Raw genomic sequence first — 13295 nt, 5'->3', positions numbered from 1 at the left:
CAAATGAGTTATCAAGATACTATTATTGATGTTGCTCAATATCATCATGAAGACCCACATGATTTTATTTCTCTGTGGACATATATAGATAATGGTGAGCAATTCAAGCCTTTTGGGGATACTGCTGATTTTGAATTTGTAAAACAGGTATTTTTTGATGTAATAGGCTATGCCATGCAACAAGGGTGGCTTAGACTTGCTAAAAATGGTGTGTTTTTAACAGGTTCGATTGATGAACAAATTCAATTATTTAAAGATAAATTTCCAAAATCAAAAATGGATACTTTAGAAAAAGACCCTATACATTTTGATATATGGTTTTTTGCGGATAGTTGCCCTGCTGGTGCAGTTTGGGTGTATCAGCTTGAAGATGATAGCGAGTATTTAGAATGGACGTAATCAAAAATAATCATTTCAAATAGCCTTGCCCTTTTAAAAACTGCTGTAAATTTTCCGCAAATTGTTGATAGCCTTTGGCATTGGCATGGATTTCATCGGATTTTAGATTTTTATCGGACAGAATACGTGACCATTCTTTATCAAATAATGGCACATCATGCGACTTGGCAATTTCGCTATAAATCGGATTATCACTCGCCTTGCCTAATAATGCACTGGCACTAAAATGCGGCTCGGCAATCAAAACCACAGGAATTTTGGCTTGTTTAAGCTTTTCAATGCTTTGATTGATATTGCTGATGGTGGTTTGCGAATCGACACGACGCAACACATCATTACCACCAATCCCAAGCAAAACCAATTCCGGCTGTTGGGCAATGATGCCGTCGATACGCTGTAAAACATCGGCACTGGTATTACCATTGATGCCTTCATTTTTCACTTGCTAACCTGTTAAATCAGTGAGCAATTTTGGATAAGCCTGCTCAGGCGTTGCCCCATAACCATAAGTCAAAGAATCACCCAAAGCAATCACCAAACTACCTTTGGCAATGGCTTGCTGTTGCGGTGCTTTACTGCTACAAGCTGTGATGACAACGGCACTAGATACCGCCACGACAGACAATAAAGCGGTATTGAGATTGACCGCCAATAATGGTGCAAGCAATAAAGAAAGTGGTTTTTTTGACATGATAGACAACAATAATTATAAATTGTCAAAATTTTAAACGATAAAAGCCCTTTATCCTATGCAAAATTTGTTATCATATCGCTAAGCCATTGTATTTTTGAGTCGAACATTGAAAATTATTTTTGCAGGTACGCCTGATTTTGCCGCTACCGCTTTACAAGCCTTGATTGATGGCCAACATGAGATTATTGCGGTCTATACCCAACCCGACCGCAAAGCAGGACGTGGACAAAAACTCACCGCATCACCTGTGAAAAATCTTGCCCTTGAGCATGGTTTGCCTGTGTATCAACCCGAAAATTTTAAAAGCTCTACTGAGCAAGGGCTTGCCGCACAAGCAGAATTAAAAGCATTAAACGCCGATGTAATGGTGGTGGCAGCTTATGGCTTGATTTTACCGCAAGCGGTGTTGGACATGCCAAAATACGGCTGTCTCAATATTCACGCATCGATTTTACCACGTTGGCGTGGGGCTGCACCGATTCAACGGGCGATTTTGGCAGGTGATGCCGAGTCGGGCGTGACCATTATGCAGATGGCAAAAGGCTTGGATACGGGCGATATGTTATTGATTGAGCGTTGTGAAATTAGCGAAAATGACAATGCCACTGCTTTGCATGATAAATTGGCAGTGCTTGGGGCAAAAGCCATTTGTAAAGTGCTAGAAAATGAACAAAGCTTGCAAGATTATCAAGCCAAACGCCAAGTGCAAGATGAAAGCCTAACCAATTATGCGGAAAAAATTGCCAAGCAAGAAGCCCGTATCGACTGGACACAATCGGCTGAGCAAATCCATCGTCATATTCGTGCCTTTAATCCTGTGCCAGTGGCATTTTTTGATATCTTAAGCGATGTGGAAAAAGCACAACACAATCCAGCACAACAAAGCCAAAATACGGCGGTACGTGTGTGGCAGGCGGAAATTTTCCACGCTGAAAATCATCATGAAAAAGCCGTAGGGACCATCGTTGCGCTATCCAAACAAGGCGTAGTAGTGCAATGTGGCGAGCAGAGCTTGATTTTACTCACGCAATTACAATGGGCAGGCGGTAAGCCATTGGATGCAGGGCAAATTTTCCAAAGTCAAAAACTTCAACTTGGGCAGGTGTTGGCATGAAACTCAGTTTAAATCGTCCTTATGTCAAAAAAGAACAGCCTACAAACGAGAAAAAATCCGTAAAATCGCCACGTGGAAAAAGCAACCATCCACGTCAAGATAGCGATAGAAAGCCACGTAATGAACAAACATGGCGTAAACATTTTAAAGAACAACCTAAGGCAGAAAGCATTGCCCCACAGCCCAAAGGACGAGATTTAAGCAAGCTGAATTTGCGTGCCAAACTGATTGATTTACTGTTAAAAGTACAAGCAGGGCAGTCTTTGGCACAATGGCAAGAGCATTATCTCAATGCCGTTGCCCCACAAGACAAAGGTTTATTTCATGAGCTTAGTTATGGCGTATTGCGTCATTGGTTTGCATTGAAGCAAATCACTTTGCCTTTGCTGTCGGTAGAAGTGGAAGAACCAACCGTGGAAGTGGCGTTATATGTTGGTGTATATCAGATTTTGGCGACCCGTATTGCCGACCATGCCAGTATTGATGAAACAGTAGAAGCAGTAAAACAACTCGGTTCGGCACATGCTACAGGTTTGGTCAATGCGATATTACGTCGTGCGGTGCGTGAGCGTGAAGCACTGGCACAGGCTCTGGACGCATCGCAAAATTTACCAAGTTGGTTGGCGAAACGCCTAAAACGCGATTGGGCAGAGCAATTTGAAGACTTAAGCCAACAATTAAAACACACTGCACCACTGACTTTACGCATCAATAGTCGTTTGATTAGCCGTGATGATTATGCCAAAGCTTTGGATGAAGCGGAGATTGATTATCGTTTGGGTGAGCTGTCGCCAGTGGCAATCATTTTGCAACAAGCGGTACAGATTCCAAAATTGGTCGGTTTTGAGCAAGGTTGGTTTTCGGTACAAGATGAACATGCACAATTGGCAAGCTTGATTTTACAAAGCCATCAGATTGATTTAAATGATAAAATTGTGATTGATGCCTGTGCAGCCCCAGGGGGGAAAACTGCCCATTTACTGGAAATTGCTCAACCAAAACAGCTTTTTGCGGTGGAATTGGAACAAAAACGAGCTGAGCGTATCACCGAAAATTTACAGCGTTTGCAATTGCCAACTTCAAATTTTGATTTGCACATTGCTGATGCCAGCACATGGCAAACACCTGAATTAGCCGATGTGGTAATTTTGGATGCACCGTGTACTGCAACGGGCGTTTTGCGTCGTCATCCTGATATTCGTTTATTACGTAAAAGCGAAGATGTAGCACAAACGGTTGAATTACAAAAAAATATTTTAAAAAATATTTGGCAGCAAATCAAATCGGGCGGTTATTTGCTTTATATCACTTGTTCGATTTTAAAGGCGGAAAATGTCGAGCAGATGCAAGCCTTTTTTGCTGAAAATAGCGATGCGGTGGAAATCAAGCAAAGCGAATTTGGCAGTATTGAGCAAGCCTTTGGGCGACAATGGTTGCCACGACAAGGACAAGGCGATGGCTTTTATTATTGTTTGATACGGAAGCGATAATTTGAATTGAGCCAAAATCATTTTTTAAGGGTGATTTTGGCTTTTTACTTTATTCATTGCTAATAATATCAAGCCGTCAAGCGATAAAATTGTACCGAAGATAAGCAGTAAGGATTTTTTCATGTTTGGACGCAAAAAATATCGTTGTTGCTATTATAACTATCTTAACAAGCAAATATAGCAAATTTTACCCAACAAAAAAGGACGCTAAACGTCCTTTTGTTCCACGTGAAACGACTTAAACATCAATCGTCATATCAGCAGTTAAAGCCAAAGGCTCAGGCAAGATGTTTGCCAACTGCTGGCAGATTTTAGTCAATTGCTTGGCATCTTTTGGTGAAATGGTAATATGCCCAAGCTTACGTCCAGCACGTTCACTTTTACCATATAAATGCAAATGCGTCGCTGGCAATGCTAATACTGCATCGCTTTGTGGATGCTTGCCGATGATATTGACCATCACCGTTGGGCAAATGGTTTCGGTCGAACCCAATGGCAAACCTGCTACAGCACGGATATGATTTTCAAACTGCGAACATACCGCACCTTCAATCGACCAATGCCCCGAATTATGCACACGTGGTGCCATCTCGTTGGCATACAAGCCTTGCTCGGTGACAAACAATTCTAAAGTCAAAACACCAACATAATTCAAATGATTGAGTAGGCGAGTGATATAGTCTTCCGCCACAGGCTGTAAGTCTTGGCTATGTGGTGCAGGCACGATGGAATGCGATAAAATGCCATGATGATGGTGATTTTCCGCCAAATCCCACGTCCGCACTTCGCCATCTTGCCCACGCACTGCGATAATCGACACTTCACGGCTAAATTTTACAAAACTTTCTGCAATCAAACTTTTTGCTGCACCAAGCTCCGCCCATGCTGTACCGACATCTGCCACATCACGCAACACAAATTGTCCTTTGCCATCATAACCACCCATGGCAGTTTTTAGTACAATTGGCAAACCTAAGTCGCTTACAGCTTGGCTTAATTCTTGTTCACTGCTTACAGCACGATAAGGTGCAACTGGAATATTCAGTTCATCAAATAAGGCTTTTTCTGACAAGCGATTTTGTGCAGTGGCAAGGGCTTGGCGTGGTGGATATAGCGTGTGCTGCTGCGTCAAAATATCGACATCTGCCAACGGCGTATTTTCAAATTCCAAGCTAAATACATCAGCCGACTGCATAAATTCATTGAGCTGCGAGTCGCTCAAAAACACTTGTCCTAATGTTGCTGACGGACAGTCTTTTTGCCCTTCAAAAAAACTACATTGAACACCCAAAGGCAGTGCCGCTTGAGCCATCATACGACCCAATTGTCCACCACCAAAAATACCAATACGCTGATATGCCATGTGCTTTGCCTTAACTCTCAAAATCTGTTGCTATTCTTGCTCATCCTTTGTCTTGTAATGTGAAAAACTTTAATTACATTTCAGATTTTCACAAGACGATTAGAAAATGGATTACGCAAAAATCTAATCAAAAAAGCAGACTTTACGCCTGCCCTGGAATATTGTTTTGTGACACCTTTTGCGTTTGTGCCAAACGGAATTCTTGTACTTTAGCAGCCACATTTGCATCTTGTAGTGCAATGATTTGAGCTGCCAGTAGTCCCGCATTTTTTGCACCCGCTTCACCGATGGCAAGTGTTCCCACCGCAATTCCTGCTGGCATTTGCACGATTGAAAGTAGAGAATCTACACCGTTCAAAATCGATGATTTTACTGGCACACCCAATACAGGCAAATCAGTTTTTGCTGCACACATACCTGGTAGATGTGCTGCACCGCCTGCACCAGCGATAATCACTTGAATACCACGGTCACGCGCTTGCTCTGCATATTCAAACAAACGGTCTGGCGTGCGGTGAGCAGATACCACTTCTGCTTCAAAAGCCACGCCAAGCTGTTCTAGCATAGTAGCGGTGTGTTGCATGGTTGCCCAATCAGATTGTGAACCCATGATGATGCCTACGACAGGCTGTGCGTTGTGCTGTGTCATCGCAAAATTCCAATATTTTGCCTTTGAATCGGCAATTTAAATAAAAACGACCATTATAGCCTATTTTTTATCGAGTTTTAAGTTTTGATAAATGACTTTTTGTTAGAAAAAAATTTAAATTTAAAAATACGTGTACACACGAAAAGATTGGCTTTAGCACAAAGATGATACGTAGAAAAAATCGCAAAAGCTGGATTGGGATAAGTTTAATGCTGTAGACAAAAATTCTTTTAATTTTATAAATTTAAATTGTGGATAAGTCTATGGAAAACTTTATGGATAACTATAACTAATTTGCTCAAGTTTAAATTTATTTATCCTGCAAAAAGCAGGTGAATTTTTATCAAATGTGAGTTCGGTTTTAAAAGGTATTTTTTTGTTGTAATTATATGATATTAAAGAAGTAGGGTGCGTCACACGCACCATTTTAATGCCGTTTTCTGAAAGTGCGTAAGACGCACCCTACATTCGAATTAAAAATTTTACATAAAATCAAACACTTACATTTAAACTTATTCCGAACTCACGTTATCAAGTAACGATTGTTCATGAAAAATGGCGAAAAATGAATTTAAAAAAAAGCGTAACACCAGAGTGCTACGCTTTTGAAAATCAGAATGATGAGCGATGAAAATCGTATGAATTAGCCACGCACCACCAATACAGGAATGTGTGATTCACCGAGAACGCTTTGAGCCACACTACCTAGAACTAATTTTTTAAAGCCTTTACGGCCATGTGAACCCATCACGATCAAATCAGCATCAAGCGTTTTGGCACTTTCTACGATTTCATGATGCACTGGAAAGCCTTCGCAAATCTTAGAGTCGATGCTAATGCCTTGTTCAGCAAAAAGTTGTTCAGCTTGTTTTAAATCCTGTTGGGCTTTTTCACGGATTTCGCTCAAATATTCTTCTTGCATTGCATCCAAAGTCATAAACTCTGCACCCAAAATCGGCTCGGCAGTTAATACGTAAATCGCAGTAACTTTACTATCAAAAGCTTTAGCAAGGGTAGCCGCTTGTTTTACTGCAGCAAGTGCTGTTTCTGAACCATCAATGGTAACAACGATGTGACGATAAGCCATGATATTTTCTCCTAACGAGATGTAGAATTAAGATTTTTTTTAAACGAAAATGTGTTTATCCTACACTTTTAACATAACATTAAATTGGTTTTTTGGGAATGATTTTTTTGACAATTCTGCAATAAAAAAGACCACTGTTTAGCGGTCTTCTTTGGATTAAAATAAATATTTTAATACGCCATTCTCAACACCCTCCCCCAACCCCTCCCTGAGGGAGGGGAGTTCCCTCTCCCTTAGGGGGAGGGCTAGGGAGGGGGCAATAAAATTAGCACCTTACGTTTTTAAGTTGAGAATAGGGTTATTTTAATATCAAATTAATCAACAAAAGTCACTTTCGCAATCGCTTTTTTACCTGCTTGGATAATCAAAGTACAATTGTCTTTGACACTAAAGCTGGCATCAATCACTTGTTGATCGACTTTCACCGCACCACGTGCTACAGCATCTTTGGCTTGGGCAGCGTTTTTCACCAAATTGGCAGTACGCAAAATCGAATTGATAAACACTTCACCACCGTATTCACCACGAGCAATCGTGACTTCTGGAATATCGTCAGGGATTTCGCCATCGACAATACGGTTACCTGCTGATTTATGGGCATTTTCCGCAGCGTCTTTATCATGGAAACGCTCAATCAATTCCAAAGCCAAAATACGTTTGATTTCTTGTGGATTGCGACCGTCTTTCATCTCTTGCAACAGTTGCTCGATTTCAGGCATTGATTTAAAACTTAATAATTCAAAATAACGCTCGATTAGACTGTCAGGCATAGAAAGAATTTTTTGGTACATTGCACCAGCACTGTCCATCACGCCAATATAATTGCCCAAAGATTTAGACATTTTATTCACGCCGTCCAAACCTTCCAAAATCGGCACAGTGATGCAGACTTGTGGCTCTTGCCCATAACGGGATTGCAAAGTGCGACCCATCAACAAGTTAAAGGTTTGGTCAGTACCGCCCAATTCCACATCGGCTTGCATGGCAATCGAGTCATAACCTTGTACCAATGGATACAAAAATTCATGAATGGCAATCGGCTGATTAGATTGATAACGCTTGGTAAAATCATCACGTTCCAACATTCGTGCTACCGTTTGCTGACTGGCAAGCTGAATCAAATCGGCTGCGGTTTTTTCTTTAAACCATTCAGAGTTAAAAACCACTTTGGTTTTGACAGGATCAAGGATTTTAAATACTTGTTCTTGATAAGTTTTGGCATTTTGTTCGATTTGCTCACGTGACAATGGCGGACGAGTAGCACTTTTGCCCGTCGGGTCGCCAATCATCGCAGTATAATCACCAATCAAAAATAAAACTTCATGTCCTAAGTCTTGGAACACTTTAAGTTTATTAATTAATACCGTGTGACCAAAATGCAAATCAGGCGCAGTCGGGTCAAAGCCTGCTTTAATTTTTAGAGGACGACCAAGCTTTAGCTTTTTTAATAAATCTTCTTCCGAGATAATCTCGTGTGTACCACGCTGGATTAATTCCAATTGCTGTTCGGCAGATAAATTACTAGAGAAAGAATTTGTCATAACATAATCTCATACACTTTTTGGCTCATTGCGATATACTAACATTTTCTAGGCTGTTTAGGTTAAAATTTACTGATGGTGGATATTTATATTGGCGTGATGACAGGCACCAGTATTGATGGGCTGGATATCGTGGCGGTATCGTTTGAACCGTTGAAAATACACGCTAGCCTAACGATGAGTTTTGATGAAGACTTGCGTACGCAACTGATGGCATTGACCCTACCAGATGACAATGAAATTGATCGTATGGGCTTGGCACATGTGGCATTGGGTAAAATGATCGGTGAAGGGATTAATCAACTTATCGAACAGCATCAACTGGATAAAAATCAAATTAAAGCCATCGGCTCGCACGGTCAGACCATTCGTCATCGTCCCGAAAATGGCTTTAGCCTACAAATCGGTGATGCTAATCTGATTGCTGAAATGACAGGTCTGCCTGTGGTACATGATTTCCGTAGTCGTGACTTGGCAGCAGGTGGACAAGGCGCACCTTTAGTGCCTGCTTTTCATCAAGTGTTATTCCAACATGATAGTATTCACCGTGTGATTTTAAATTTGGGCGGTATTGCCAATGTGACCTTATTGCCAGCAGGTCAAGCGGATAAAATCTCAGGCTTTGATACAGGTCCTGCCAATATTTTGATGGATGCGTGGTGTCAGCGTTATACAGGACAGCCTTATGATGAAAATGGCGACTGGGCAGCCTATGGACAGCCGATACGTCCATTGTTAGAACGCTTGCAAGCCCATGAATTTTTCAGTAAAGAACCGCCAAAAAGTACAGGGCGAGAAGATTTTAATTTGGAATGGTTGGAAGAACAAATTAGTGATTGGCGTAACGATTCGGAATATGATGAACTAGAAGATATGCCAGAAAATGTACAAGCCACATTGATGAAACTCACCACACGTGCCATCAAAAAAGCCATCTACCGTGCCAAAGACGAGATGCCTACAGGTGAAGTCTATGTTTGTGGTGGTGGTGCGTACAATAGCCATTTGTTAGAGCAATTGCGTTGGCGTTTGCGTAAACATGAATGGAGCGTACAGACCACAGAAGCCCTAGGTTTATCACCGACTTGGGTAGAGGCGACGGCTTTTGCGTGGTTGGCGATGCGTTATTGTCAGCAATTATCAGGCAATTTACCTGCGGTGACAGGGGCAAATGGTTTTCGAGTATTAGGCTCAATGACCAGTGCTTAATTGATGAGGTTTAAGCCGTGCGGATTCAAATCAACATGGCTTAAATTTTTATGACGATTTTATACATAAAACATCCAAATCAATACTTATATTTCGACTAGAATAAAAATATCGTATCGTATCAATATAGGTAAAAAATGAACGCAAAATTTACAGCATTATTTCAACCCTTTACGCTCAATAATGGTGTAACGATAAAAAATCGTCTAGTGGTCGCACCAATGACGCACTTTGCATCTAATGATGACGGCAGTATTAGCCAAGAAGAGCGTGATTTTTTACAAAATCGTTTTGAGGGCTTTGGTCTGTTTATCTCTGCTGCGACCTTGGTTTCAGCTGAAGGTAAAGCCTTTGCAGGTCAGCCAACCGCAATGAGTGGACAAGATTTACCCAGTTTAAAAGAAGTTGCTACTATCGCTCATCAGCAAGGTGCAAAAGCCATTTTGCAATTGCATCATGGTGGCATACAAGCCAAGCAAGAATTGATCGGTGATTTAAACAAAAAAGCCCCGTCAAATCATGCCGAGTCAGGCTCAATGGCTTTGACTGAAAATGAAATCCAACAAGTGATTGCTGATTTTGCGAATGCCACAGATTTAGCGATTCAAGCAGGATTTGATGGGGTAGAAATTCATGGTGCAAATGGCTATTTGATTCAACAATTTTTCTCAGCAAAAACCAATCAACGCCAAGATCAATGGGGTGGCAGTGTAGAAAATCGTCTGCGTTTTCCATTGGCGATTGTTGATGCGGTGGTGGCGATCAAGCAAAAACATCAACGTGATGATTTTATTATTGGTTATCGTTTTTCACCTGAAGAAGAGGGTGAAAATGGGATTACTATGACGGATAGTTTTGCTTTGGTTGATGCTTTAAAACAAAAACCTTTGCAGTATTTACATATTTCTTTGCATGGATTTTATCATAACGTGCGTCGTGGTGCGGACACTAATTTGACCCGTATTGAATTGATTCACCAACGTTTGGAAGGAAAATTACCTTTAATTGGCGTAGGCACATTATTTACAGCAGAACAGATTGTTGATGCACTCAATACAGGTTGGGCGGAATTTATTGCCTTGGGTAAGATTGTTTTGATTAATCCTGATTTGGTGCATTTGATTGAATCAGAACAGACCGATCAAATCATCAGTGAATTGGATTTGGATAAGGCAGATCGTTATCGTTTGCCAAGTCGTATATGGCAACAGTGCGAGCAAGGACTGGCTTATCTACCGCCAATCAAAGGTAGAGCCAATAGTTAATCTTTCATCCATCACCATTTAAAAATAAAAAAACCAGCAAATCTAAATGATTACGCTGGTTTTTTTAGGCTTTATACGTTAAGCGACTTTATTTTTACTATAAAAATAAGCTGAACCTAAAACCAATAAACACACAGGAATACATACCGTGAGGAACATTGGATTTTGCATACCACCAAAGAAAATAAACGCAGAACCTAAAGACGCAAAAATCGGCACAATCACACCAAAGAATGCATTTTTGATCACGCCATTACGCCACATTTTGAATACAGTATAATAAAAAACCATATATAGCATGTAGCTGACAACGACAGAGATTTCTGAAATATCCATCTTGCCTAAGATTTCAGTTTTGGTGGTGATGTAATGAATGAATAACCACAATAATGATAAACCAAAGGTCAATGCAGCAGATTTTAATGGAATCTGATAGGTTGGCGACACTTCACTCAATGCTTTGGCAAAAGGAATGCGACCGCTTAACGCCAATGAGTAAGGCAAACGAATAAAGCCTAATACAAGACCATTTAGCGTTCCCATCACCGAAATCACCACAAATGCCAATAAAGCTTTACCCGCTGTTTCACCGAACAATTGACTTGCTGCAAAACCGACACTGTCATTACCCAATTCTAATACTTTTTCTGCCCCCAAATAACTCGATAAGCCCACAAAGTAAATCAGATAACCGACTAAAATCAGCAATGGTGCAACCACCAATGCAATCGGTAAGTTGCGTTTAGAATTTTTGATTTCACCTGAAATACTGGTGGATACCACCCAGCCATCAAAAGCAAAAGCAATTGGACCTACCGCACCCAACCAAGCCAAGCCGACTACAGGCTCAATATTACTTAATTGTGGTGTGGTAAAGAAATTTGAAAAATCACCTTTAAAAAAGGTCAATAAACCAATCACAAATAATGGAATAAGCTTGATAATGGTCGATAAAACTTGGAATTTACCTGCCAAACGTGCCGAAAAGATATTGAGTGCGTACAACGACACTAACCACACTAAACCAATACCAATCTGTAGCTCAAAACTGGCATCTTGCATACCGAATAATAGTGTGAAAAACATACCCACCACCCAAGCGATAATTGCACAAAGTGTTGGGAAATATAAAAATGTTTGGAACCAACCAATAACAGTAGAGAAGTGTGGGCTAATAAATTCATCGGCATAGCCAATCAAACCACCATGGCTGTCACTACGCTTGGCAAGTTCGGCAAATGCCAATGAACCGAAGATAATAGCAAAGGCTGCGAGGGTAAATACCACGACACCGAGCCAAATATTGCCCCCTGTGTATTTTAAAACATCATCTGCTTTGAAAAAAATACCTGAACCAATCACAATACCGACAATCATTGCCAAGGCAGTGAAAAGGTTATAGCGTCCTTGCGGTTGCTGATTTGTGGTCATCATACACCTACAAAATCGAATAAAAAAAGTAGCTTATGCTAAATCGCACAGCGACTTTTTGCAATTGCATTATGAATATTATTTAAACAATATCTAAATATTTTTTATTAAACAAGAACATCACAAGGATTGGGATATGAGTTAAGAAAAGTCAAAATTAAAAAATGCCATATTAAATATGGCATCTCGATTGGTTTAAATATCTAGATTTAAAAACTATAAACCCAACACATCAATCATGTCATAACGTCCTGCTTTTTGCTGTGTTACCCACGCTGCCGCACGCACTGCACCACTGGCAAAATTCATACGACTGGTCGCCATGTGTTTGACTTCGACACGCTCGCCTTCACCGATAAACATCACGGTATGCTCACCAACAATATCACCACCACGGATAGTTTCAAAACCAATAGTCTGACGATCTCTCGCCCCAGTATGCCCTTCACGACCATAGACGGCGACTTGTTTTAAATCCCGCCCTAAAGTATCAGCAACTGCTTCACCCATCATCAATGCCGTACCTGATGGTGCATCGACTTTGTGACGGTGATGGGCTTCTACGATTTCAATATCTACGCTATCACCAAAAGCTTTGGCAGCCAATTCTAATAGTTTAATCGACACATTGACACCAACTGAATAATTGGCGGCATACACCACGGCAATGTCTTTAGACACGTCATCCAACAATTGCTTTTGCGCATCATTCAATCCCGTTGTACCAATCACAATCGGCACACCTGCATCACGACAAGCCTTAAGATGCTGTTCGGTGGCACTCGGTGCAGTAAAATCAATGACCACATCACTACAAGCCAAAGCCGCTTGGATATTATCTACAATCGCAACGTTCAGTTTACCGATACCGACCATTTCGCCTGCATCGCTACCGATCAAACTGCTACTTGGCTCAACCACAGCAGATGACAATTGATGTTCGGCTTGTTGTACGGCTTGGATTAAGGTTCGCCCCATACGACCGCCTGCCCCTAAAATGGCAATACGAAGTGTACTCATAAAAATTTCCTAAATAAAAGTCATTTCACTAAA

13 protein-coding genes are annotated in these 13295 nt (G+C 40.9%); 5 read left to right on the top strand and 8 right to left on the bottom strand.

Annotation, left to right across the window (positions count from 1 at the left end; translation table 11 throughout):
- A partial coding sequence (locus ACEYX7_RS09055; RefSeq protein ID WP_374900464.1) for a DUF596 domain-containing protein occupies positions 1–399 on the top strand: 399 nt, incomplete at its 5' end.
- Positions 400–409: 10 nt separating this feature from the next.
- Here the strand turns inward: ACEYX7_RS09055 and ACEYX7_RS09050 are convergent.
- The gene (locus ACEYX7_RS09050) at positions 410–841 is read right to left on the bottom strand and encodes a GDSL-type esterase/lipase family protein (protein WP_374803979.1); all 432 of its coding nucleotides are present in this window, start codon (positions 839–841) and stop codon (positions 410–412) included.
- A 3-nt stretch (positions 842–844) separates the two neighbouring features.
- Complete coding sequence (locus ACEYX7_RS09045) at positions 845–1090, bottom strand: hypothetical protein (RefSeq protein ID WP_374803981.1); 246 nt, start codon at positions 1088–1090, stop codon at positions 845–847.
- A 109-nt stretch (positions 1091–1199) separates the two neighbouring features.
- On the opposite strand from ACEYX7_RS09045, the gene fmt reads away from it, so the two are divergent.
- Positions 1200–2207, top strand: a complete 1008-nt coding sequence (fmt, locus tag ACEYX7_RS09040) for a methionyl-tRNA formyltransferase (protein WP_374806924.1) — start codon at positions 1200–1202, stop codon at positions 2205–2207.
- Positions 2204–3697 carry a 16S rRNA (cytosine(967)-C(5))-methyltransferase RsmB gene (gene rsmB, locus ACEYX7_RS09035; RefSeq protein ID WP_374803985.1) on the top strand — a complete coding sequence of 498 codons (1494 nt, stop codon included), beginning with the start codon at positions 2204–2206 and terminating at the stop codon, positions 3695–3697. Before fmt ends, rsmB begins: the two co-directional genes overlap by 4 nt.
- 238 nt (positions 3698–3935) lie before the next feature.
- Here rsmB and ACEYX7_RS09030 read toward each other — a convergent pair whose 3' ends face one another.
- The 4 genes from ACEYX7_RS09030 to tyrS form a co-directional block, all read right to left on the bottom strand.
- Positions 3936–5060 (bottom strand): 5-(carboxyamino)imidazole ribonucleotide synthase, encoded by a 1125-nt coding sequence (locus tag ACEYX7_RS09030; RefSeq protein ID WP_374803987.1) that lies wholly within the window; start codon positions 5058–5060, stop codon positions 3936–3938.
- Between the two features lie 142 nt (positions 5061–5202).
- Complete coding sequence (gene purE, locus ACEYX7_RS09025) at positions 5203–5709, bottom strand: 5-(carboxyamino)imidazole ribonucleotide mutase (protein ID WP_374803989.1); 507 nt, start codon at positions 5707–5709, stop codon at positions 5203–5205.
- A 643-nt stretch (positions 5710–6352) separates the two neighbouring features.
- The gene (locus tag ACEYX7_RS09020) at positions 6353–6796 is read right to left on the bottom strand and encodes a universal stress protein (protein ID WP_374803991.1); all 444 of its coding nucleotides are present in this window, start codon (positions 6794–6796) and stop codon (positions 6353–6355) included.
- 314 nt (positions 6797–7110) lie between these two features.
- On the bottom strand, positions 7111–8337 hold the full coding sequence (gene tyrS, locus ACEYX7_RS09015; protein WP_374803993.1) for a tyrosine--tRNA ligase: 1227 nt from the start codon (positions 8335–8337) through the stop codon (positions 7111–7113).
- 75 nt (positions 8338–8412) lie between these two features.
- On the opposite strand from tyrS, the gene ACEYX7_RS09010 reads away from it, so the two are divergent.
- Positions 8413–9546, top strand: a complete 1134-nt coding sequence (locus ACEYX7_RS09010) for an anhydro-N-acetylmuramic acid kinase (protein ID WP_374803995.1) — start codon at positions 8413–8415, stop codon at positions 9544–9546.
- A gap of 137 nt (positions 9547–9683) precedes the next feature.
- Entirely contained in the window at positions 9684–10811 is a 1128-nt protein-coding gene (locus ACEYX7_RS09005; RefSeq protein ID WP_374803997.1) for an NADH-dependent flavin oxidoreductase, read from the top strand.
- A 78-nt stretch (positions 10812–10889) separates the two neighbouring features.
- Here ACEYX7_RS09005 and ACEYX7_RS09000 read toward each other — a convergent pair whose 3' ends face one another.
- Both ACEYX7_RS09000 and dapB read right to left on the bottom strand, forming a co-directional pair.
- A complete protein-coding gene (locus tag ACEYX7_RS09000) occupies positions 10890–12242 on the bottom strand; it encodes an APC family permease (RefSeq protein ID WP_374803999.1) in 1353 nt (450 codons plus the stop codon).
- Positions 12243–12458: 216 nt separating this feature from the next.
- Complete coding sequence (gene dapB, locus ACEYX7_RS08995) at positions 12459–13262, bottom strand: 4-hydroxy-tetrahydrodipicolinate reductase (protein ID WP_374804001.1); 804 nt, start codon at positions 13260–13262, stop codon at positions 12459–12461.
- Positions 13263–13295 lie beyond the last annotated feature (33 nt).

The organism is Hubeiibacter jixunmingi, assembly GCF_041928215.1.
Classification (GTDB): domain Bacteria; phylum Pseudomonadota; class Gammaproteobacteria; order Pseudomonadales; family Moraxellaceae; genus Acinetobacter.
This window is presented reverse-complemented; position numbering and strand designations above follow the sequence as displayed.

Bases quoted from the DNA above. Each gene is read 5' to 3' on its own strand.
- purE (WP_374803989.1), bottom strand. From the start codon at position 5,709: ATGACACAGCACAACGCACAGCCTGTCGTAGGCATCATCATGGGTTCA.
- rsmB (WP_374803985.1), top strand. From the start codon at position 2,204: ATGAAACTCAGTTTAAATCGTCCTTATGTCAAAAAAGAACAGCCTACA.
- ACEYX7_RS09045 (WP_374803981.1), bottom strand. From the start codon at position 1,090: ATGTCAAAAAAACCACTTTCTTTATTGCTTGCACCATTATTGGCGGTC.
- ACEYX7_RS09000 (WP_374803999.1), bottom strand. From the start codon at position 12,242: ATGACCACAAATCAGCAACCGCAAGGACGCTATAACCTTTTCACTGCC.
- ACEYX7_RS09010 (WP_374803995.1), top strand. From the start codon at position 8,413: ATGGTGGATATTTATATTGGCGTGATGACAGGCACCAGTATTGATGGG.
- ACEYX7_RS09020 (WP_374803991.1), bottom strand. From the start codon at position 6,796: ATGGCTTATCGTCACATCGTTGTTACCATTGATGGTTCAGAAACAGCA.
- ACEYX7_RS09005 (WP_374803997.1), top strand. From the start codon at position 9,684: ATGAACGCAAAATTTACAGCATTATTTCAACCCTTTACGCTCAATAAT.
- tyrS (WP_374803993.1), bottom strand. From the start codon at position 8,337: ATGACAAATTCTTTCTCTAGTAATTTATCTGCCGAACAGCAATTGGAA.
- ACEYX7_RS09030 (WP_374803987.1), bottom strand. From the start codon at position 5,060: ATGGCATATCAGCGTATTGGTATTTTTGGTGGTGGACAATTGGGTCGT.
- dapB (WP_374804001.1), bottom strand. From the start codon at position 13,262: ATGAGTACACTTCGTATTGCCATTTTAGGGGCAGGCGGTCGTATGGGG.